This is a genomic window from Methylobacterium sp. E-012, assembly GCF_057836545.1.
This window is the reverse complement of record NZ_JBYQEY010000001.1, coordinates 2331194-2350196: the sequence shown is the minus strand read 5'-3', so window position 1 is coordinate 2350196 and position 19003 is coordinate 2331194. Positions and strand designations below refer to the sequence as shown.

General features: G+C 69.5%; 22 protein-coding genes. 7 read left to right on the top strand and 15 right to left on the bottom strand.

What is annotated here, in order from left to right:
• Nucleotides 1–40 precede the first annotated feature (40 nt).
• From AC3IF1_RS11210 to hemB, 11 genes are all read right to left on the bottom strand, one after another.
• Nucleotides 41–1438 (bottom strand): histidine kinase, encoded by a 1398-nt coding sequence (locus AC3IF1_RS11210; RefSeq protein ID WP_489217592.1) that lies wholly within the window; start codon nt 1436–1438, stop codon nt 41–43.
• 280 nt (nt 1439–1718) lie between these two features.
• Complete coding sequence (locus AC3IF1_RS11205) at nt 1719–3011, bottom strand: adenylosuccinate synthase (protein ID WP_489217591.1); 1293 nt, start codon at nt 3009–3011, stop codon at nt 1719–1721.
• Between the two features lie 143 nt (nt 3012–3154).
• Entirely contained in the window at nt 3155–3442 is a 288-nt protein-coding gene (locus AC3IF1_RS11200; RefSeq protein ID WP_489217590.1) for a hypothetical protein, read from the bottom strand.
• 110 nt (nt 3443–3552) lie between these two features.
• Complete coding sequence (locus AC3IF1_RS11195) at nt 3553–4404, bottom strand: D-amino-acid transaminase (protein ID WP_243971939.1); 852 nt, start codon at nt 4402–4404, stop codon at nt 3553–3555.
• 28 nt (nt 4405–4432) lie between these two features.
• A complete protein-coding gene (locus tag AC3IF1_RS11190) occupies nt 4433–4786 on the bottom strand; it encodes a hypothetical protein (protein WP_243971941.1) in 354 nt (117 codons plus the stop codon).
• Between the two features lie 52 nt (nt 4787–4838).
• Nucleotides 4839–5084: a DUF2335 domain-containing protein gene (locus tag AC3IF1_RS11185; RefSeq protein ID WP_489217589.1), complete on the bottom strand. Its 246-nt coding sequence runs from the start codon at nt 5082–5084 to the stop codon at nt 4839–4841.
• Nucleotides 5085–5123: 39 nt separating this feature from the next.
• A complete protein-coding gene (purB, locus tag AC3IF1_RS11180) occupies nt 5124–6431 on the bottom strand; it encodes an adenylosuccinate lyase (protein WP_489217588.1) in 1308 nt (435 codons plus the stop codon).
• A 103-nt stretch (nt 6432–6534) separates the two neighbouring features.
• Nucleotides 6535–7281 carry an arginyltransferase gene (locus AC3IF1_RS11175; RefSeq protein ID WP_489217587.1) on the bottom strand — a complete coding sequence of 249 codons (747 nt, stop codon included), beginning with the start codon at nt 7279–7281 and terminating at the stop codon, nt 6535–6537.
• Nucleotides 7282–7405: 124 nt separating this feature from the next.
• On the bottom strand, nt 7406–7894 hold the full coding sequence (locus AC3IF1_RS11170) for an RDD family protein (protein WP_489217586.1): 489 nt from the start codon (nt 7892–7894) through the stop codon (nt 7406–7408).
• 93 nt (nt 7895–7987) lie between these two features.
• Nucleotides 7988–8356: a hypothetical protein gene (locus tag AC3IF1_RS11165; protein WP_489217585.1), complete on the bottom strand. Its 369-nt coding sequence runs from the start codon at nt 8354–8356 to the stop codon at nt 7988–7990.
• A complete protein-coding gene (hemB, locus tag AC3IF1_RS11160) occupies nt 8353–9399 on the bottom strand; it encodes a porphobilinogen synthase (protein ID WP_489217584.1) in 1047 nt (348 codons plus the stop codon). The genes AC3IF1_RS11165 and hemB overlap by 4 nt, the downstream gene beginning before the upstream one ends.
• Before the next feature lie 210 nt (nt 9400–9609).
• Between hemB and AC3IF1_RS11155 the strand changes: the two genes are divergently transcribed.
• Together AC3IF1_RS11155 and ldtR are read left to right on the top strand one after the other, a co-directional pair.
• Nucleotides 9610–10068, top strand: a complete 459-nt coding sequence (locus AC3IF1_RS11155; protein ID WP_243971955.1) for a DUF6163 family protein — start codon at nt 9610–9612, stop codon at nt 10066–10068.
• A gap of 161 nt (nt 10069–10229) precedes the next feature.
• Entirely contained in the window at nt 10230–10742 is a 513-nt protein-coding gene (gene ldtR / locus AC3IF1_RS11150) for a transcriptional regulator LdtR (RefSeq protein WP_243971956.1), read from the top strand.
• Between the two features lie 6 nt (nt 10743–10748).
• On the opposite strand, the gene AC3IF1_RS11145 is transcribed toward ldtR, so the two are convergent.
• Nucleotides 10749–11354, bottom strand: a complete 606-nt coding sequence (locus tag AC3IF1_RS11145) for an exopolysaccharide biosynthesis protein (RefSeq protein WP_279598581.1) — start codon at nt 11352–11354, stop codon at nt 10749–10751.
• A 369-nt stretch (nt 11355–11723) separates the two neighbouring features.
• On the opposite strand from AC3IF1_RS11145, the gene bcsS reads away from it, so the two are divergent.
• Entirely contained in the window at nt 11724–12371 is a 648-nt protein-coding gene (bcsS, locus tag AC3IF1_RS11140; protein ID WP_489217583.1) for a cellulose biosynthesis protein BcsS, read from the top strand.
• Here bcsS and AC3IF1_RS11135 read toward each other — a convergent pair.
• Together AC3IF1_RS11135 and AC3IF1_RS11130 are read right to left on the bottom strand one after the other, a co-directional pair.
• Nucleotides 12338–13936 (bottom strand): cryptochrome/photolyase family protein, encoded by a 1599-nt coding sequence (locus tag AC3IF1_RS11135; RefSeq protein WP_489217582.1) that lies wholly within the window; start codon nt 13934–13936, stop codon nt 12338–12340. The genes bcsS and AC3IF1_RS11135 overlap by 34 nt on opposite strands.
• A 4-nt stretch (nt 13937–13940) precedes the next feature.
• The gene (locus tag AC3IF1_RS11130; RefSeq protein ID WP_489217581.1) at nt 13941–14675 is read right to left on the bottom strand and encodes an SDR family NAD(P)-dependent oxidoreductase; all 735 of its coding nucleotides are present in this window, start codon (nt 14673–14675) and stop codon (nt 13941–13943) included.
• Between the two features lie 110 nt (nt 14676–14785).
• Between AC3IF1_RS11130 and AC3IF1_RS11125 the strand changes: the two genes are divergently transcribed.
• Together AC3IF1_RS11125 and AC3IF1_RS11120 are read left to right on the top strand one after the other, a co-directional pair.
• A complete protein-coding gene (locus AC3IF1_RS11125) occupies nt 14786–15649 on the top strand; it encodes a formyltransferase family protein (protein ID WP_489217580.1) in 864 nt (287 codons plus the stop codon).
• A 70-nt stretch (nt 15650–15719) separates the two neighbouring features.
• Nucleotides 15720–16061 carry a hypothetical protein gene (locus AC3IF1_RS11120; protein ID WP_243971966.1) on the top strand — a complete coding sequence of 114 codons (342 nt, stop codon included), beginning with the start codon at nt 15720–15722 and terminating at the stop codon, nt 16059–16061.
• An 18-nt stretch (nt 16062–16079) separates the two neighbouring features.
• Here AC3IF1_RS11120 and AC3IF1_RS11115 read toward each other — a convergent pair whose 3' ends face one another.
• The gene (locus AC3IF1_RS11115) at nt 16080–17111 is read right to left on the bottom strand and encodes a hypothetical protein (RefSeq protein ID WP_489217579.1); all 1032 of its coding nucleotides are present in this window, start codon (nt 17109–17111) and stop codon (nt 16080–16082) included.
• 450 nt (nt 17112–17561) lie between these two features.
• Between AC3IF1_RS11115 and AC3IF1_RS11110 the strand changes: the two genes are divergently transcribed.
• Both AC3IF1_RS11110 and AC3IF1_RS11105 read left to right on the top strand, forming a co-directional pair.
• Nucleotides 17562–17852 carry a PilZ domain-containing protein gene (locus tag AC3IF1_RS11110; protein ID WP_243971969.1) on the top strand — a complete coding sequence of 97 codons (291 nt, stop codon included), beginning with the start codon at nt 17562–17564 and terminating at the stop codon, nt 17850–17852.
• Nucleotides 17853–17986: 134 nt separating this feature from the next.
• A complete protein-coding gene (locus tag AC3IF1_RS11105; RefSeq protein WP_489217578.1) occupies nt 17987–18943 on the top strand; it encodes an alginate O-acetyltransferase AlgX-related protein in 957 nt (318 codons plus the stop codon).
• Nucleotides 18944–19003: the final 60 nt, after the last annotated feature.

Below are 19003 nucleotides of genomic sequence, written 5' to 3'. Positions count from 1 at the left end.
GCGCGCCCGTCGCGCCTCCCCACCGCCGGGGCCGCGGCGCTCACTGCCAGGCGTCGAACGCGCTCTTCATCACCTGCGTCCCGGCCGAACCCTTCTCGAACGTCAGGACCGCCCGCCGGCCGGACGTGTAGCGCAGGGCCAGATCGAACCAATTCCGGTGCAGCAGCATGTCGGTGTTGCGCTCCACGTCGTTCGGGAGCGACGAGAGCCCGATGAGGAACAGGTTGTCGCGAACGCGCACCGGCAGGCCTGAGACCGGGGAGCCGCGGGCGTTCTGATCGTCCTTCGCCTGAAGCAGGCCGACATCCTGGACCATCCGGCCGCCGCCACCGCCGGTCTGGCTGAAGGCCAGGTTCACCGTGTGGGACGCCGGCAGGGTCGTGTCCAGATTGCGCTGGATCGTCATGACCAGCGTGAGACCCGCATCCGGAACGGTCACGGTTGCCACCACGGCGTTCTGAAGCGGCTGCCCCTGTTCGCCGTTCACCGTGTCGAGGCGCCAGGTCACCCGGCCCGGGAGCGATGTCGGCTGCGCATTCTCGCCGCCCGCTCCCTCTTCGATGAGTTCGGCCCGCTGGGCGACCGAGACCGACGGCTCGTTGGCCGGCGCGGCGGCACGCGGCGGCGCGGCACTTTCCTGACGCGGGGCGGCGCGTGGGGCGGGCGTCGCGTCACCGCCGACGCGGTCGCCGAACTTCGTCTCGCCCTCAGGCTGCTGCGTGTTCGCTGTTTCGGCACCCCCCGAGGCGAGGATCTGCGGCCGGTCGCGGAGCAGGAAGGCCGCAACGGCGATCAGGGCGATGACCACGGCGAGCACGCCGCCGACGAAGACATTGCGCAGCACCCGGGATCGGCCGGCGCGCGGGGGCACGACCTCGATGCGTGGGCGTTGGCGGGCGTTGCCGGGATCGATCGCCGCCGCGGCGGCATCGGGATCCTCGGCCGGTGGGGCTGCGGCGGCCGGCGCGAACGGCTCGGGCGCGGCCGCCTGGGCCGGGCCTGGGCGCCGCGGGGTGATCGCGATCGGGGCCTCACGGGGCTCCGGCTCGGGTGTGAGCGTCGGCGGCTCGTAGCGCGCCTCCACGGGCGCGTCGTCGGGCGCATTGAAGGGCGGCCCAGCGGCGGGAAGGGTGGGCTCGGGAGACGGCTGGGGGGGCGACGGCTCCGGGAGCGCGGGCTGTCGGGCGGCCTCCGTCGCCTGCGCGGCATCGTTGGCCGGGGCCGGAAGTCCGCCGTGATCGACTTCGAGCCGCTCGATCGCGGCGTCGAGGGCCCGGCGCTCGAGGTCGATATCGGCCTCGGATAGCGGCGGGTCGAGGGAGCGGAGCTGGCTGATCAGGGCGTTGCGCGCACGGTCGTAGACCGCCTTGCGCAGGGCGGGCGTTCGATCGGGCAGCGCATCGAGTGCGCGTGCCAGAAGCGGGTAGTAATCGGCCATGTGCCCCTGATCCGCCCCTACGGCCGCTATCCGGCGATGCCGGTCGGTGGCCGGAAGCCGAACACCGCGCCCGTCCCGGCCGGGTCGGTCACGGCCCTCGGCCGGTGATGTCGTGTCCTCCCAGCGCGAGGCCGCGGCCGAACGCCGGTCGTGTCTTCGTTGGCCGCCGGCCTCCAGGACGGCTGCCGAGCCGCGTGTCCTTCTAGATCGCGGTCACGCGGCGTGGATACAGACGGGATCGTCGAAAAGACGCGTCGTCAACGGGATAGCGTTCCGCGCGTCAATCCTCGAAGGGGTTGTGCATGAGGATCGTGTCGTCGCGCTCCGGCGAGGTTGACAGCAGCGCCACCGGCGCGCCGATCAGCTCCTCGATCCGGCGGACGTACTTGATCGCCTGCGCCGGCAGGTCCGCCCAGGACCGGGCGCCCGCGGTGGTCTCGGACCAGCCGGGGATCACCTCGTAGACCGGCTCGACGCGGGCCTGGGCGGCCTGGCTCGCCGGGAGGTGATCGATCGGCTTCCCGTCCAGCATGTAGCCGGTGCAGACGCGGATCTCCTCGAACCCGTCGAGGATGTCGAGCTTGGTCAGGGCGATCCCGTGAATGCCGGAGGTCCGGACCGTCTGGCGCACCAGCACGGCGTCGAACCAGCCGCAGCGGCGCTTGCGTCCGGTGTTGACGCCGAACTCCCGGCCGCGGCTGCCGATGGTCTCGCCGATTTCGTCGAACAACTCGGTGGGGAACGGCCCCTCCCCGACCCGGGTCGTGTAGGCCTTGGCGATGCCGAGCACGTAGCCGATCGCCCCTGGGCCGAGGCCCGAGCCGGTGGCGGCCTGCGCGGCCACGATGTTCGACGAGGTGACGAAGGGATAGGTGCCGTGATCGACGTCGAGCAGGGCGCCCTGCGCCCCCTCGAACAGGATCCGCTTGCCGGCCCTGCGCTCCTCGTCGAGAAGCCGCCAAACCGTGTCGGCATAGGGCAGGACCTTCGGTGCGATGGCCTTCAACTCGGCCAGCAGGGTCTCGGCGTTGACCTCGTCGATCCCGAGGCCGCGCCGCAGGGCGTTGTGGTGGGTCAGGACGCGCTCGATCTTGGCCGGCAGTGCGTCCGGGTCGGCGAGGTCGACCACGCGGATCGCCCGGCGCCCGACCTTGTCCTCGTAGGCCGGCCCGATCCCGCGCTTGGTGGTGCCAATCTTGAGGCCGGCATTGGCGGTCTCGCGGAAATGGTCGAGCTCGCGGTGAAGCGGGAGAATCAGCGTCGCGTTGTCGGCGATCCGCAGGGAGGCGGGCGAGACCTCGACGCCCTGCGCCCGAATCCGGTCGATCTCGTCCACGAGGTGCCAGGGATCGACCACGACGCCGTTGCCGATCACCGAGAGCTTGCCGCCGCGCACCACGCCCGAGGGCAGCAGCGCCAGCTTGTAGGTCACGCCGTCGATGACCAGCGTGTGGCCGGCATTGTGCCCGCCCTGGAACCGGACGACGATGTCGGCCTGCTCGGACAGCCAGTCGACGATCTTCCCCTTGCCTTCGTCGCCCCACTGGGCGCCCACAACGACGACGTTGGCCATGTCTGCCTGCTTACCCGCGACGGAAACCGGGACGGCGCCATCCACGGGTGCAGGCGGCGCACGTCGTGAGCCGTTTCCGCGATCCAGGCAGCGAAATCAAGCAATCCGGCCGCATGGCGGCCCCCGAGACCGGTCGCAGGGGATTACTTCGCCTCGGTTCCCGGCGAACGCCCCGGCAATTCGTTCGGCTTGATCACCGGCATCGAGCCGGACTGGTCCGGGCTCACCACGGTCCCGGTCGTTCCGGTTTCGGGCGGCTTGATGACGCCGTCGTTCTGCCGGAGCCTGTCACTGAGCGACTGGTCCCGGGACGGCGTCTCGGTCGCTGGCGGCCGGGCCGGGTCGGGCGTCTGTGCGTCAGCGGACCCGGCAAGGGTCGTCGCGGCGAATGCGGTTGCCGCGAGGGCGGCCAGCAGGAGCGTCTTCGGCAAGAGGAGCCTCCCCGTTTTGAGATACGAATTCGGGGAGGAACAGACGGAGCGTGGATCCGTTCCTGCCGTCGGCTCGGGCTGCGGCAGCGCCCCGGGGCGGGATCCGGGCCTCAACCCTGGCGGGCCGTCTCGATGTATAGCTCGCGCAGGCGTCGGGTGAGCGGACCGGGACGGCCCTCTCCGATCGGCCGGTTGTCGATCTCGACCACCGGCATCACGAAGGCCGAGGCGCTGGTATAGAACGCCTCCTGAGCTTCGTAGGCCTCCGCGACGGGGATCAGGCGCTCCTCGATCCGCAGGTCGGCCTCCTGGGCGAGCCGCAGGACCGAAGCCCGGGTGATGCCGGGCAGGAGCGCCGTCGACAGCGGCCGGGTCACCAGCACCCGGTCGCGGCTGACGATGAACGCCGTGGACGAGGAGCCCTCCGTGACCGCCCCGTCCTCCACCATCCAGGCCTCCGCGACGCCGGCCTCCGCGGCCTGCTGCTTGGCGAGCACCTGGGCCAGCAGGGCCACCGATTTGATGTCCCGACGCTTCCAACGGAGATCCTCGACGGTGATCACCCGGGCGCCGGTCTCGACCAGCGGGTTGGCCAGCACGGTCTTGGCCTGCGTGAACATCATCACGGTGGGCGCAACATCCCCCTTCGGGAAGGCGAAGTCGCGCTCGGCGACGCCGCGCGTCACCTGCATGTAGACCAGCCCTTCGGTGACGCCGTTCCGGGCGACCAGCTCGGTCTGCAGGCGCTCCCAGCCGGCCGCATCGTGCGGGTTACGGATACCGATCTCGCCCAGGGAGCGATCCAGGCGGGCGAGATGCGCGGCGTTGTCCACGAGCCTGCCGTCGAGGATCGCCGAGACCTCGTAGATCCCGTCGGCGAACAGGAAGCCGCGGTCCATGATCGGCACGCGGGCCTCCGCGAAGGGGAGGAATTCGCCGTTGAGGTAGACGATGCGGCTCATGATGGTGGCTCTCTATCGAAGTCTCAGGTCAAAAATCCGAGTGGCGCTTATCGACCGCGTTGCCTGCATGGCCAACACCATTCGGACGTTGGCCACCCCAGACGAACACACCGGCCAGTCCCGCGATCGGCGTGACCAGGGCTGCGATGGCGTAGACATTGGCACCTTGAGCCACTGCGAATGCACCCAAAGCTATGGTGCCCGACGCGAGAGCCGTGCCGAGGAACAAGCACAGATGCCGGTAGATCCGCGCGTGCGAAGCATCGGCCACCATGGTCCGTAGCTGAGCCCGTCGTTCGTCGTCATCCGTTTCCAAGGCACGAAAGTATGCGTCCAGGAAGCGTGCGCCACTGCCCGGAACGAGCGCTTCGAGGTCCGCCACCACACCGAGATCGGGCCAAGCGCCGTTCGACGGCTTCGGTGGCCCGGACATCTCAGTGTTCGAAAGCCTTCAGGAAGAAGGCGGCGAAGCCCACGCACGCCCCGGATGCGGCGATCAGCAGTGAACCGTATGATAACAGCCGCGTAAAGCGCTCCTCGCGCGCGAGCAGCTTCTGAACCCAGAGATCTCGGTCGGACCTGCGTTCTGCGAGCGCGACGATGCGCTCGGCAGAGCCGGGCAGGACCTGCTCATACTTTTCCAGATCGCTTGGCGCGGGCAATGCGGAGGAATCGGCCATGCCGAACCTCATAGCACGACCTGCGCCTCCCCGGCCCGTTCAGGCCGCGCCGAACACCCGCGAAAAAATCGTGTCGACGTGCTTGAAGTGATAGCCGAGATCGAAGCAGTCCTCGATCTGCTCGGGGGTGAGCGCGGCGGCGACCTCGGGATCGGCCTTCAGCAGCGCCAGGAAATCGCCCTCCCCGCGCCAGACCGGCATCGCGTTGCGCTGGACCAGCCGGTAGGAATCCTCGCGGGAGACCCCGGCCTGGGTGAGCGCCAGCAGCACCCGCTGCGAATGGACGAGGCCGCCGAGGCGGTCGAGGTTCTTCTGCATGGTGGCCGGGTAGATCAGCAGCTTCTCGATCACCCCGGTCATGCGGGCCAGGGCGAAGTCGAGGGTCACGGTGGCGTCGGGGCCGATCATCCGCTCCACGGAGGAATGCGAGATGTCGCGCTCGTGCCAGAGGGCGACGTTCTCCAGGGCCGGGGTGACGTAGCCGCGCACCATCCGCGCCAGGCCGGTGATGTTCTCGGTGAGCACCGGGTTGCGCTTGTGCGGCATGGCCGAGGAGCCCTTCTGGCCCTCGGAGAAGAACTCTTCCGCTTCCAGCACCTCGGTGCGCTGGAGGTGGCGGACCTCGATGGCCAGACGCTCCAGCGACGAGGCGACGACGCCGAGCGTCGCGAAGAACATCGCGTGGCGGTCGCGCGGGATGACCTGGGTCGAGACCGGCTCGGGCGTCAGGCTCATCTTCGCCGCGACGTAGTCCTCCACCCGGGGGTCGATGTTGGCGAAGGTGCCGACCGCCCCCGAGATGGCGCAGGTGGCGACCTCCGCGCGGGCCGCGACAAGGCGCGCCCGGTTGCGCGCGAACTCGGCATAGGCCTGGGCGAGCTTGAGACCGAAGGTTACCGGCTCGGCATGGATGCCGTGGGAGCGGCCGATGGTGGGCGTATGCTTGTGTTCCAGCGCCCGGCTCTTCAGCGCCGCCAGCAACGCGTCGACATCGGCGATCAGGATGTCGGCGGCGCGCACAAGCTGCACATTGAGGCAGGTGTCGAGCACGTCCGAGGAGGTCATGCCCTGGTGGACGAAGCGCGCCTCGGGACCGACGATCTCCGCGAGATGGGTCAGGAAAGCGATGACGTCATGCTTGGTCACCGCCTCGATCGCATCGATGCGGGCGACGTCGAAGACGGCGTCCCTGCCCTTCGCCCAGACCGTCTCGGCGGCTGCCTTCGGGACGACGCCGATCTCGGCGAGCGCCGTGGTGGCATGGGCCTCGATCTCGAACCAGATCCGGAAACGGGTCTCGGGCGACCAGATCGCCGTCATCGCGGGGCGGCTGTAGCGGGGGATCATGGGGCCTCGGCAGGGTCCGGAATACGTGCCAGGCGGGTAGCATGCACCGCCCCGGGCGCTCAATGCGGATCCGTCATGGCGGAACGGCACCGGATGCGGAGCGTCAGTCCGCCCGTACCCAACCCTGGCCCATCAACCGCTCCTGCGGCAGGAAGCGGGACTTGTAGTCCATCTTGCGCGAACCCTCGACCCAGTAGCCGAGGTACAGATACGGCAAGCCGAGGCGCTGGGCGCGCCGGATGTGGTCCAGGATCATGAAGGTGCCCGGCGAGCGCCCGGCCTCAGCGGGATCGTAGAACGAGTAGACCATCGACAGACCGTCGGCGAGGACATCCGTCAAGCAGTAGGCCAGCGGCGGGCCCGAACCGCGCCCGGTGATCGCCGTGTCCGGCCCGTGCCGCCGGTACGACACCAGATGCGTGTCGACATGGCTGTCCTCGACCATCATGGCATAGTCGAGCACCGTCATGTCCACCATGCCGCCGTCGCCGTGCCGGGCATCCAGGTAGCGACGGAACAGGGCGTATTGCTCGGAAGCCGGCCGGTTCGGCTCCGGCGTGCCGACCCAGTCCGCATTGCGGGCCAGGATGCGCCGCTGGCTCGCGCTCGGCTCGAACGCATCGACCACCACGCGGACCGAGATGCACGCCCGGCAGGTCTCGCAGGCCGGCCGGTACGCGATGGTCTGCGAGCGGCGGAATCCGCCTTGCGTCAGGATCTCGTTTAGGTCGCGGGCGCGCCGTCCGACGAGGTGGGTGAACACCTTCCGCTCCTCCTGATCCGGCAGATAGGGGCACGGCGAGGGCGCGGTGAGGTAGAATTGCGGTGTGTCGCGCGGATGACTGGTCACGCTCGGTCTTGACCCTGCACCGGGTCTGTCCTCTCGGCGCCGGCGTGCCAATGTACAGGCGTGGCGGCCCGGCTCAATGCCCCGGGCCGCCACCGGGCGAGATTTTCACCGCGGCACAGACGCCTCAGCGTGCGTGGACGACGGCGAGGCCGAGCAGCACGTCGTGCCCGAGCCGCCGGTCGGACCGGACGAGGCCGAAGGCGACGTCAACGCACCACAGCAGGAAGGTCGAGACCGCCACGTAGAACAACAGGGCGTGGACGGCCGCCGTGATGATGTCGACCCGGGCACCGCTCTCGGGTGACACGACCCGCAGACCCATCAGCCGCTGCCCGATCGTGCTCTGCCGTGCACCGCCGACGGTGATCGCGCTGTAGATGATCCCGCTCGCCGGCAGGACGGCGAACAGGGTCCAGCCCAGCCCGAAGGTCACGACGCCCACGACCGTGATCAGCAGCGTCAGCAGGGCGGTGAAGCCCATGATGAACAGGATGTCGAGGAGGTAGGCCACGGTGCGGCCGCCCAGGCTCGCGCGCACGAACGGGACGGGCAGCGAGGCCGCGTAACCGGTCGTCTCGAATCGCGGGGCGTAACCAGATTGCGTGTTCTGCATGATGTCGCGTCCTGCAAGCGAGGCTGCGGACGATGAAGTGGGTGCGGGGCGCGGGGGTCGCAAGGGGCCTCCGCGCGGAGACGCTCGGGCCGGTCAGCGCTCGACCGGGTCGCCGGCTTCGGCATCGGGCGTGTCCAGATAGAAGCGCTTCAGCATGTACAGCGCGGGACCCGACAGGCTGCGACCCTCGGTGCCCAGGGCCAGGAGGGTTGTGCCCGCATCGAAGCGGCAGGTCAGCCAGTGCTGGCGGGTGCCTTCGACGTAATCGACCCGGACCGTATCGGCCGCCGACCCTGGTGCGGCGCGCAGCAGGCGGATCCCGGGTTGCGGCGCGATCGCCGGTAGCGCCCGGCGACAGGTGGCGACCCGCTCGCGCCGCTGGGTGTCCTGGCAGGCCGCGAGCCCGCCGAGGAAGCCCGCCGCGACCGCCGCCCCGAGGAGCCAGCGGTGCGTGGGCTTCACGGTTGGCTGCGCAGGCGCTCGGCGACCCGGGGGGCGTGATAGGTGAGGACACCGTCCGCTCCGGCCCGCTTGAAGGCCAGCAGCGCCTCCACCATCGCGCGGTCGCCGTCGAGCCAGCCGTTCCGCGCGGCCGCCTCGATCATCGCGTACTCCCCCGACACCTGATAGGCGAAGGTCGGCACCTGGAACGTGTCGCGGACCCGGCGGATGATGTCGAGATAGGGCAGCCCCGGCTTGACCATGATCGAATCGGCGCCCTCGTCGAGGTCGAGGCGCACCTCGCGCAGGGCTTCGGCGGAGTTGCCCGGGTCCATCTGGTACGTGCGTTTGTCGCCGACGAGCGCGGCCTTGGTGCCGATCGCGTCGCGGAACGGCCCGTAGAAGGCGCTCGCATACTTGGCCGCGTAGGCCATGATCTGCACGTCGAGGTAGCCGGCCTGGTCGAGCCCGGCCCGGATCGCGCCGACGCGACCGTCCATCATGTCGGAGGGCGCGATGATGTCGGCTCCGGCCTCGGCCTGGATCAGGCTCTGCTCCACGAGGATCGCCACGGTCTCGTCGTTGAGGATCGCGCCGCCCCTCATCACGCCGTCATGGCCGTGGCTGGTATAGGGGTCGAGGGCCACGTCGGTCATGATCCCGACCTCGGGGACCGCCTGTTTCACGGCGCGCACGGCCCGGCAGACGAGGTTGTTGGCGTTGAGCGCCTCCGATCCCGTCGGGTCGCGCAGGGCCACCTCGGTGAACGGGAAGAACGCCACGGCCGGAATGCCCAGCCGCGCCGCGCGCTCGGCGTCGCGGACGATCTCGTCCACGGAGAGCCGCTCGACCCCCGGCATCGACGCGATGGGCTCGCGCCGCCCGGTTCCGTCGATGACGAACATCGGCCAGATCAGGTCGTCGACGGTGAGCGTGTGCTCGCGGACCATGCGACGCGACCAGGCCGCCTTGCGGTTGCGGCGCGGGCGCTGGGTGATCTTGAGGCCCTCGACGCGGGCGGCCTCCAGGGCGAGGGGACGCGGCTCTGGCAAGGTGTCTGACATGCGGCTTCGCTACCGTTCGCGCGGCCGACGCCGCGGATCGCTCGGCGCAGGCGCGCCGGAAGCGCCGGATTAGCACACCGGGCCGAGGCGGCGAAACCCGACCGTTGACGCAGAGTCGCGGAACCGCTTCAACCCGGCATCCCCGCCGCCATCAATCAGGATCCCGGCCCTCATCATGCACCGGCCCCTCCCTTCCGCGAGCACGCCGTAGTGCCCGGCTACCTTCCGATCCGGCGCAAGGCCCCCCGGCCCGGCGAGATCCCGACCGACCGGATAGAGCGCGCCCAGGGCCCCGCCTCCGGCACGTGGGACACGGTGCTGATCTGGTTCATGCGGCTCACGGCGCTGCTCTGGCTGCTCAAGAGCATCGCGTCCTGGGCCACGATCCTCGACGTCATCCCCGGGGCGCGGCCGTTCGAGACCGAGCCGTTCGGCCGGCAGGCGGCGATCGTCGCCTTCGCGGTGGTGGACGCCGCGGCGTCGATCGGCCTGTGGCTGACGAGTGCCTGGGGCGGCGTGATCTGGCTGCTGGCCGTGACATCCGCAATGACGCTCGCGGTCCTGACACCGCAACTCCTGCCGATGCCGCTCGCGCTGCTCGTATTCGGGGGCTGTGTGGTGACGCTGTACTTCCTGCTGTCCTGGCTGGCCGCGCAAGAAGCACGGTGAACGAACCGTTCTGATCTTCGCTTCAGTTTGTCTTTACCGCGAAGCGTAAATCGGGAATTCATCCTGTCGCTTAAATCGCCTTTCATTCCCGAGCGATAGCTTATCCATCATCAGCTGCACCGCATCGAACGGACACCGCAGCATTGGATGGCGAGGCAGAGATGAAGACGCAGAGCGCCCGGGTCACGCAGATCGAGACCGCCGACGAGCCGCTGGCCGGGAAAGGCTCCTATCTGGAGGCTCTCCACCTGGTGGAACGGCTGCACCGCCGGCTCCTCGACGTGATCAAGGACGAGTTCGAGCGCCGCGGCCGCGAGGACGTCAACAGCGTCCAGGCCCTGCTCCTGTACAACATCGGCGACAAGGAGCTCACCGCGAGCGAGCTGCGGACGAAGGGCTACTATCTCGGCTCCAACGTCTCCTACAACGTCAAGAAGCTCGTGGAGTCGGGCTACCTGCACCACGCCCGGTCGAAGACCGACCGCCGCTCGGTCCGGATCAGCCTGACCGACAAGGGCCGCCAGGTGCACGAGATCATCCAGGGTCTCTACGACAAGCACGCCCGCACGATCGCGCCGATCGGCGGCATCTCCGACGACGACTTCAACCGGCTCAACCTGGCGCTCGGCCGTCTGGAGCGGTTCTGGACCGACCAGATCCGCTATCGCCTCTGACGTGCCCTACCAGAGGTTCAGAAGTCCCAGGATCCCGGCGATGACCGCGTAGGCGAAGCCGGCGTTGATCGCGACGCCGAACAGGCCGATGACCAGGCCGCAGATCACCACGATGCCGTCCCGCTCGACGAGGCCGAGGCCCACGAGGCAGACGGCGAGCCCGAGAGGGATCTGTCCGACGATGGGCGCGGCCACGATCAGGGCGAGCGCCAGGGCCAGCAGAGCAACGCCCATGCCGCGCATACCCAGCGCGGTCTCGAACACGCTCATGCGCGGGCGCGACCAGCGCTCGAGGCGCCGCAGCACCGGTACCGCCCGGGTCACGGCGCGCCGCACGTCGGCCAGAGCGATGGAACGGCCGAGCAGCATCCGCGGCAGCCATGGCGCCGACATGCCGGCGGCGATCTGGACGGCCACGAGCAGCAGCAGCAGGCCGCAGATCAGCGGGATCGGCGGCGGCATCGGCAGGCAGTTCGGCAAGCCGAGCAGCACGACGAGCAGCGCGAAGGCGCGATCCCGGAGGACCGCGACGATGTCGCCCACGGTGAGGCGCTCGCCCTCCTGGCTCGCCAGCACCGTGAGGACGTCCGACGTTCGTGCACCGGAGGTCAAGGATCCGCCAACCTTCGCTGTCCCGCGGGCGCTCTAGCCGAGATCCTGTGGCAGGCCAAGCATGGCAGCTTTGCGACAGGGCGACACGGAGCCGACCGCAAACGGTCGCCATCAGAAGACGACGGCCTCAGGCCGAGCAACGGTGATGTTTCTCGAAGATCTATCGATGGATCTCATCGTCTCTTGCGACGCTGCAGAACCAGGGGCGATGCTTTTTTCCGTTGATACGTCGGGCGTACCGCTCGTTTTGCTCGGGTTCGTCAGACATCGTCCCTGCGTCAGGGCCGATCGGTGCGACTCGTGCGTATCTTATCGAGGCAGAGCGGTATTTTCATCTGCGCGGCCACGGACCTTCTCCGCTGCGCGCTGTTGCCCGCTGGAGCCCGGGCCGGGGAAATCGACACGCTTCTGTTCGGCAGCCTTGACGCCGCGGCCGCGACCTTCGTGACGACCGGGGTGAAAATCGGCCTGCCGGCCCTCGATCGTGACGGCGCCGTCGTGCTGGCGAGCCTCGGCGGCGGAGGCCGGGACGAGCGCGGCCCGGACGGCGCCCGCCGGCGCTACACGGCCGCCGGCGCCCTGGTCGTCGGCTACCAATGGTTCTTCGATTGGGGCGTGGTCGCAGCCTTCGCGGGCCCCGAGTTCACGCGGGAGATGCTCGTGGGCAACCGGGGGCCGGCCCTTCTGCCCGCCCGTTACGCCCTGCGCCTCCACGGCGAAATCTGGGCGCGTCCGACCGAGGCGACGTTGCTCCAGATGACCGTGATCGTGGGCTCGGGGCGCGACAGCCTGTGGGCCCGCGCAGCCTGGGGTTACCGCCGTTGGGGGGCCTATCTCGGGCCGGAGCTCAGTCTGTACACGGATGCCACCGGCTATCGGAAATGGAACTTCGGCCTGCATGCCACGGATTTCGCCGTCGGTCGGTTCACTGTCCGCGTCTCCGCCGGCGTCCAGACCGAGACCGGTCGGCGGACGATCGGTCCCTATATGGCGTTCGCCGTCTGGTCGCCCTGGTGAGCGGCATCGGGCCGGCTACTCAAGGACTCCAGGAACGCGGCGGCGTCGTGGCGGATCTCGGCGCGCCGCTTGTCCGTCATGCCGCGCAACGTCCGGTACGGCATCGCCATCCGGGGATTCTGCGCCAGCCGATCCTCGTTCTCGATCAGAAAATTCCAGTACAGGTAGTTGAACGGGCAGGCCGCGGCTCCTGACTTGACCTTCACGTCATACGTGCAGGATCCGCAATAATCCGACATCCGGTCGATATAGGCCCCCGATGCGGCATAGGGCTTCGAGCCCATCACGCCGCCATCGGCCCAGAGTACCATCCCGTGCACGTTGGGCAGCTCGACCCATTCGTAGGCGTCGGCGAAGACGATCAGATACCATTCCTCGACCTGCGCCGGATCGAGGCCGGCGATCAGGGCGAAGTTGCCCGTGACCATCAGGCGCTGGATGTGGTGGGCGTAGGCATGGGCACGCGTGTCCGAGACCACCTGGGCGATGCAGTTGAGCTCGGTCTCGCCCGACCAGTAGAACCACGGCAGCGCCCGTCCCGCTTCGAGGGCGTTCGTCTCGCGATATGCGGGCATCCGCGCCCAGTAGACACCCCGGACGTATTCCCGCCAGCCGAGGATCTGCCGGATAAACCCTTCGACGCAGTGCAGGGGCGCCGCGCCCTCGCGATAGGCCCGCTCGGCGGCCCGGCAGACCTCTTCGGCGGTCAGCAGACCGGCATTGAGGGCCGGCGAGATCAGCGCGTGATAGAGGTAAGGCGCGCCGGTCTTCATGGCGTCCTGATAGTCACCGAAGGTCGGCAGGCACGCGGCGATGAAATCCCGCAGCGCGGCAAGGGCATCGTCCCGCGTCACGGGCCAGGAGAACGTGGCGAGATCGCCGAAATGCCCGTCGAACTCGCGCTCCACCAGGGCGATCACATCCCGGGTGACCGCGTCCGGCTGGAATCCGATCCGGTCGGGTACCCGATGCCCCCGCGGCAGGCGCTTGCGGTTCTCGGCGTCGAAGTTCCAGCGCCCGCCGACCGGCTCGCCGTTCTCCATGAGCAGACCGGTGCGGCGGCGCATGCCGCGGTAGAAGGTTTCCATCCGCAGATGGTGCCGGTCCTCGGCCCAATTGGTGAAATCCGCGCGCGGGCAGAGGAAGCGGTTGTCGTCGCGGATCTCCACCGGCACGGCAAGCGTCTCGCGCCAGTCCTGCATCATCGCCCAGACCCGCCATTCCCCGGGCTCCGTGACCACCACGCGCTCGGGACGGTGCCGGGCGACCGCCCGCTCCAGTTCACCGGTGAAGCTGCCGGTATTGCCGGGGTCGGTCAGGCGAACGTAGTCGACGGTCACGCCCTCGGCGGCGAGGTCGGCCGCGGCATGGCGCATGGCGGCGAACAGGAAGGCGATCTTCTGCTTGTGGTGGCGGACATAGGTCGCCTCGTCCCGCACCTCGACCATGAGCACGACATCGCGCTCCGGATCGAGGTCGATCAGGCTCGAGACGCGGCGGGTGAGCTGGTCGCCGAGGACGAACCGCAGCGTTCCACAGGATCCAGCGGGGCGCTTTACGGGCATCGCCTCAGCCCTTCGTCCGCAGGTTGGAACGGCCGCCATCGACGCCGATCACCTGACCGGTGATCCAGGCCGCCTCGTCCGAGACCAGGAAGGCGGCCAGCGCACCGACATCATCCGGCCGGCCGAGCCGCGGGATGGCGTGCATCGCGGCGATGCCCTGGGCGAGGGTCTCGTTGCAGGTGATCGCGGCGGCGAGCGGCGTCCGGGTCAGCGACGGCGCCACCACGTTGACGCGGATCTGCGGAGCGAGTTCGGCCGCCAGCGACAGCGCCAGCCCCTCGACCGCCCCCTTGGCCATGGCCACGGAGGCATGCGCCGCGAAGCCCTGGGCGACCGCGACCGTCGAGAACAGCACGATTCCGGCGCCCGCCTCGCCACCGCCGCGCTTCAGCGCACCGGCCGCCGCCTGTACCGCCGAGAAGGCGCCGAGGGCGTTGATCCGGAAATCGGTCTCCACGTCCGCCCGCGTCAGCCTGCCCAGGGGACGCAGATTGATGGTCCCGACCGCGTAGACGAGCCCCGCGAGGTCCGGGCCCGCCTCCTCCGTCGCCGAAGGGAAGAAGGTGGGATCGGCGATGTCGCCGGCGCTGAACGTGGTCTCGCCAAGTCGCTCGGTGGCCTCGGACAGCCGATCGCCGTCCCTGGCGGCGAGATGCAGGGCATAGCCGCGGGCGCGCAGGGCCGCTGCGGTCGCCAAGCCGATCCCCCCGGTTCCGCCGTAGATGATCACCCGTCCCACGTGGAACCCCCGCGCTACCCAATCCGATGGGATCAAGGTAAGGCCCGTGGCGGTGTCGGGCAGGCGATAGGCCTGCGCGCAGCACGTGCACAAGGTCGCAGGCGGGAAGCATGAAGTTCGCGTTCGCCGGCATCGATTTCCTCGGCGGCGTGTTCGAGGGGCTTCTGGATGCCGGCTGGACGCCGATCAAACTGTTCACCCGCCCCTGCGACGGGATCTACGACCACAACGACGTGATCGTTGCCCGCGCGCGGACGCTGCGCCTTCCGATCCAGCTCTCGCGGATCCGGGAGCGCGACATCGAGGCGATCCAGGCCGAGCACGGCAAGGACTGGGCGCTCGTGGTGGCGGGCTATCCGTGGCTGGTGCGCGGCTGGCGCGGCCGCGCCGCCTACGGGTTCAACATCCATCCGTCGCCGCTCCCGATCGGGCGCGGCCCCTACCCGCTGTTCCGCGCCCTGCTCGACCGTTACGAGACCTGGGGCGTGACCGCCCATGTGCTCGCCGACGGCTTCGACACCGGCGACATCCTCGCCCAGGACATGTTTCCGCTGAGCCCGCAGGAGAACCACGAGACCCTGCTGGCCAAATGCCAGATGGCGGCCCGGCGCCTCGTCGCCGGCCCCCTCGGCCGCGACCTGCCGAACCGATGGCGCTTCGCCGAGCCGCAGGGAGACGGCTCCTACTGGCCCCGCGCCAGCGATTCCGACCGCACCCTCGATTTCCGGCAGGACGTGACCGCGATCCTGCGGCGGGTGCGGGCCTTCGGCACCGTCGAGACGATCGCCCGCTTGGGCGAGACCCGGGTCTTCGTCGCGGAGGCCCAGGGCTGGCAGGAACGCCACACCCACGCGGCCGGTGCGGTGGTGCATCGGCACCGCCGCCACATCGTGGTCGCGGCCCTGGACGGATACGTTCAGATCACCCGGTGGTCGCCGCTGCCGCTGACCGAGGCGGCCCAGATCGGCCGCTGACCGGAGCGGGGCGGGAACCGATCCGGGATCGGCGGTGTTTCCGCGAGCCCTGGTGGTCACGGAGCCCGACATGTCGAAACGCGCAAGCCTCGCGGCCGCCCTCGGGTTCGCCGCCCTGTTCACCGGATCCGCCTTCGCGCAGGCCGTGATCGTGGAGCCAGACGAGTTCGGCCCCGACGACGATGTCGTCGTGCGCGACTACATCGTGCGCCGTCCCGTCGGGCCGGGCCCGATCGTCGGCTCGATCCCGCTGCGGCCCGGCAGCATCGTGCCCGAGGACGTGCGGCTCGCGCCCTTCACGGAGGCCCCGAACCCCCGCCTGCGCCGCTTCGGCTACTTCGTGGCGCCGGGCGACAAGATCGTGGTGGTCGATCCCGCCACGCGCGCGGTGGTGCGCATCCTCGACCGCTGACGTCCGGCGCCGCGGCGCTCACCAGTCGCTCAGCGGCGCGCGCTTCCAGCGGTTCAGCGCCACGCAGCGGTACTCGTAGGCCTGGTCCCAGGCGTGGTCGCCGGGGAGGCAGGCCTCGCCGCTGCTCCGGGGCGGGTGTGGCAGCGTCTCGCGAATGGCGGCGGCCTCGACCCGACCGGCATCGCTCACGCGGAACACTGGCGCGCCGCCGATCCCGTAGATCAGGTCGCGCCCGTCGAAGCCGAGGCTTCGGGTGAACCCACCCTGGCGCGTGCCGTCGAGGCCGATCATCTGCCCCGGGCCGAGCAGGATCGGCACGCCGGTGAAGTGGGCCGCGGCGGCGTCGATCCCGATGCCGTAGGTGCCCTCGCCCTGGAACGAGAGTCCGCGGTCGGTGACGGATCCGGAGAGATTGCCCATCAGGATGCCGTATCCGGTGTGGGCGCCCGGCACGCCGCCGGTGGAGACCTGCAGGCCGACCCGCTGGCGGTTGCGATCCGTCGTCGGCGATTGCGCCGACACGTCGATCTCGGCGCCGATGCAGGAGGCGACCGGGTCGGCCTCGCTGGTCATGTCCACGCAGTTGAAGTTCCCGGCCCAGGACGGCCCGACCGGCCCGAGGCCGTTGGGCTCCTTGAAGATCGTCCCGTTGACCGCGACGTTCTGTGCGCCGGCGCTGGCAAGCGCCCGGTTGTGCTGTTCACCAGTGATCGTCCACTCGTAGCCGGCGTTGTGGGGTCCGGAGGAACCGAGCACCCAGAGCGCCTTGTAGGTATGGGTGGCCTCCCCCGACCCCTCCGGCACGTGCCGGTCGACCCGGAGGGTCGAGACCGGATCGAAACCTCCGGGCCGGTTCCACAGGAAGACGTGTCCGCCATCGAGCCCCGGCACGCCGGTGCCCTGGACGTTCTGGGAGAAGTTCTGCGGCCAGGCGAGAGCCGCCGTGACGGTCGGCGGCGCCCCCGGCGCTTCGGCTGACGCGGGGGAGGTCAATCCTCCGGAGAGAGCGAGGAGGCTCGGCAGCAGCGCGAGGCCCGTGTGCAGACGCATGGTGGTTTCCCGATGACCCTCCGGTGTACCCCCGAGCGGCCACCGGGGTGAGGAATTTAACAGCGGATCGGATAGGCCCCGTGGTCCGGGGAACGACCGCACCGTCGTTCCAGGGCCATGCGGCCCCCGGCCAGGGATCCCGGACAGCGCCGGGGTCTGATATCGACACGGGTGGCAAGCAGGGAGCGGTTCACGATGAAGGCGCTGCGATTTCTGAGAGCCTGGTTCCTGATGTCCGTCCCGCTCGGCCTGATCGTGGGCAAATTCATCAAGGCCGGCAAGGGCCCGCCCGCGCGCGGTCACGACCGCCGATAGGGCTCCCCGGTGGCGTCGGCTTCGCGGACCTGCGCGGCGTCGCGAGATGTGCAGTCGTCAATTACATATTAGTAAATCGACTGCATTTTTAAGGAACTCGCGCCATGTTGGCCGACATGGGCAGGAACATCGGCCATGTCTCGCAATGCCACGCCCGGCAGCGGCGCCGTGGAACGACGCCGTACCGCACGAAAACCCACTGCGCTGCTGGCCTTCGCGCTGCATCCGGATGGGGCGCGGTTCCCCTGTCAGATCAGGAATATCTCTGACCGCGGCGCGATGCTGGAATTTCTCGGCTCACACGTGACGCTGCTGGAGAACGCGTTCGAACTGGTGCTGACCGACGCCAAGATGCGTTATGCGGTCAAGGTCGTCTGGCGGAAGGAACGAACCGCCGGCGTGGTGTTCTGCCTGGACGGGGAATGACGCGGGGCGAAACGCGGTCGGCACAGACGCGCCGGCCGGCCGCGGCCTTGCAATCCGGTCCGGATCCGTCGAGGCCCACGGGGGAGCCGCGCCAGCGAGGATGGTCGGCCGAGCGACGGACGCACGGATAGGTCATGACGAGCGGCAATGGGGTGGCCGTGGGGCAGGACGGCTGGCTCTACTGGGTCGGGCGGGCCGGGGAAGTCGAAAGATTCTACGGGGACACCGCCCTGTCGCGCCGGATCCTCCGACGCTGGGCGCGGCTGATCAACCGGCGGGCCCGCCGCCTGGACGGGCTCGGGATCCGGCACGTCCACGCTGTCGTACCGGACAAACTGGCTGTCTATCCCGACACCCTCGGCCGCGCCTTCCCGGGTCTCGACGACCCGCCCGGCATGCGCCTCGCGCGGCTTCTGGCGGCAGACGGCCTCGCCCCGATGGTCGATCTGCTGACACCGCTGCTGGCGGCGAGGGACGACGAGCCGGTCTATCTGCGGACGGACACGCACTGGACGTATCGCGGCTATCTCACGGCCTACCGCGCCTTGTGCGAGGCCCTTGACGCGCCGGTGGCCGAGCATGTCTTCGCGGGCACGCAGACCTGCGAGCGCTTCACCTTCGATCTCGGCGAGAAGCTCCAGCCGCCGGTCGATGAAGCCTATGTCGCCTACGACTTCCCGCGCCGCGCCGAACGGGTCGACGCGAACGCGCTGGTCCGGGTGCGCGAGACCGGACAGGTGGTCCGACAGCGTGGCCTGTTCGTGGGGTCGCGTGTCGTGATGAGGAACCCCGCGGCTCCGGATCCGCGCCGGGTGGTGCTGTTCGGGGATTCGTACATCTACAGCCCGGGGGCACGCCTCACCGCCATGCTGGCGGAGACGTTCGGCGAAGTCCACGCGATCTGGTCGGCCAATCTCGACTGGGCCTACATCGAGGCGACCCGGCCCGACATCGTGATCTTCGAGATCGCCGAACGCTTCCTGCGCCAGGTTCCAACAGATCGGATCCGCATCGACGCCTTCGCGGAGCGACGCGCGCGACGCGCGGTCAGGCCACCCTTGCGTCAGTGGCTCGGGCGGTACCTCCGGTAGATGGACGCGCGGCCCGAGCTTCGTTCCCGCAGGCGAGCGGCCTGTGCCAGGGCGAAGCCG

What these genes read in the sequence shown, in the direction of transcription:
- AC3IF1_RS11210 (WP_489217592.1), bottom strand. Translation starts at nt 1,438, where the DNA reads ATGGCCGATTACTACCCGCTTCTGGCACGCGCACTCGATGCGCTGCCC.
- AC3IF1_RS11205 (WP_489217591.1), bottom strand. Translation starts at nt 3,011, where the DNA reads ATGGCCAACGTCGTCGTTGTGGGCGCCCAGTGGGGCGACGAAGGCAAG.
- AC3IF1_RS11195 (WP_243971939.1), bottom strand. Translation starts at nt 4,404, where the DNA reads ATGAGCCGCATCGTCTACCTCAACGGCGAATTCCTCCCCTTCGCGGAG.
- AC3IF1_RS11185 (WP_489217589.1), bottom strand. Translation starts at nt 5,084, where the DNA reads ATGGCCGATTCCTCCGCATTGCCCGCGCCAAGCGATCTGGAAAAGTAT.
- purB (WP_489217588.1), bottom strand. Translation starts at nt 6,431, where the DNA reads ATGATCCCCCGCTACAGCCGCCCCGCGATGACGGCGATCTGGTCGCCC.
- AC3IF1_RS11170 (WP_489217586.1), bottom strand. Translation starts at nt 7,894, where the DNA reads ATGCAGAACACGCAATCTGGTTACGCCCCGCGATTCGAGACGACCGGT.
- hemB (WP_489217584.1), bottom strand. Translation starts at nt 9,399, where the DNA reads ATGTCAGACACCTTGCCAGAGCCGCGTCCCCTCGCCCTGGAGGCCGCC.
- ldtR (WP_243971956.1), top strand. Translation starts at nt 10,230, where the DNA reads ATGAAGACGCAGAGCGCCCGGGTCACGCAGATCGAGACCGCCGACGAG.
- AC3IF1_RS11135 (WP_489217582.1), bottom strand. Translation starts at nt 13,936, where the DNA reads ATGCCCGTAAAGCGCCCCGCTGGATCCTGTGGAACGCTGCGGTTCGTC.
- AC3IF1_RS11125 (WP_489217580.1), top strand. Translation starts at nt 14,786, where the DNA reads ATGAAGTTCGCGTTCGCCGGCATCGATTTCCTCGGCGGCGTGTTCGAG.
- AC3IF1_RS11120 (WP_243971966.1), top strand. Translation starts at nt 15,720, where the DNA reads ATGTCGAAACGCGCAAGCCTCGCGGCCGCCCTCGGGTTCGCCGCCCTG.
- AC3IF1_RS11115 (WP_489217579.1), bottom strand. Translation starts at nt 17,111, where the DNA reads ATGCGTCTGCACACGGGCCTCGCGCTGCTGCCGAGCCTCCTCGCTCTC.
- AC3IF1_RS11110 (WP_243971969.1), top strand. Translation starts at nt 17,562, where the DNA reads ATGTCTCGCAATGCCACGCCCGGCAGCGGCGCCGTGGAACGACGCCGT.
- AC3IF1_RS11105 (WP_489217578.1), top strand. Translation starts at nt 17,987, where the DNA reads ATGACGAGCGGCAATGGGGTGGCCGTGGGGCAGGACGGCTGGCTCTAC.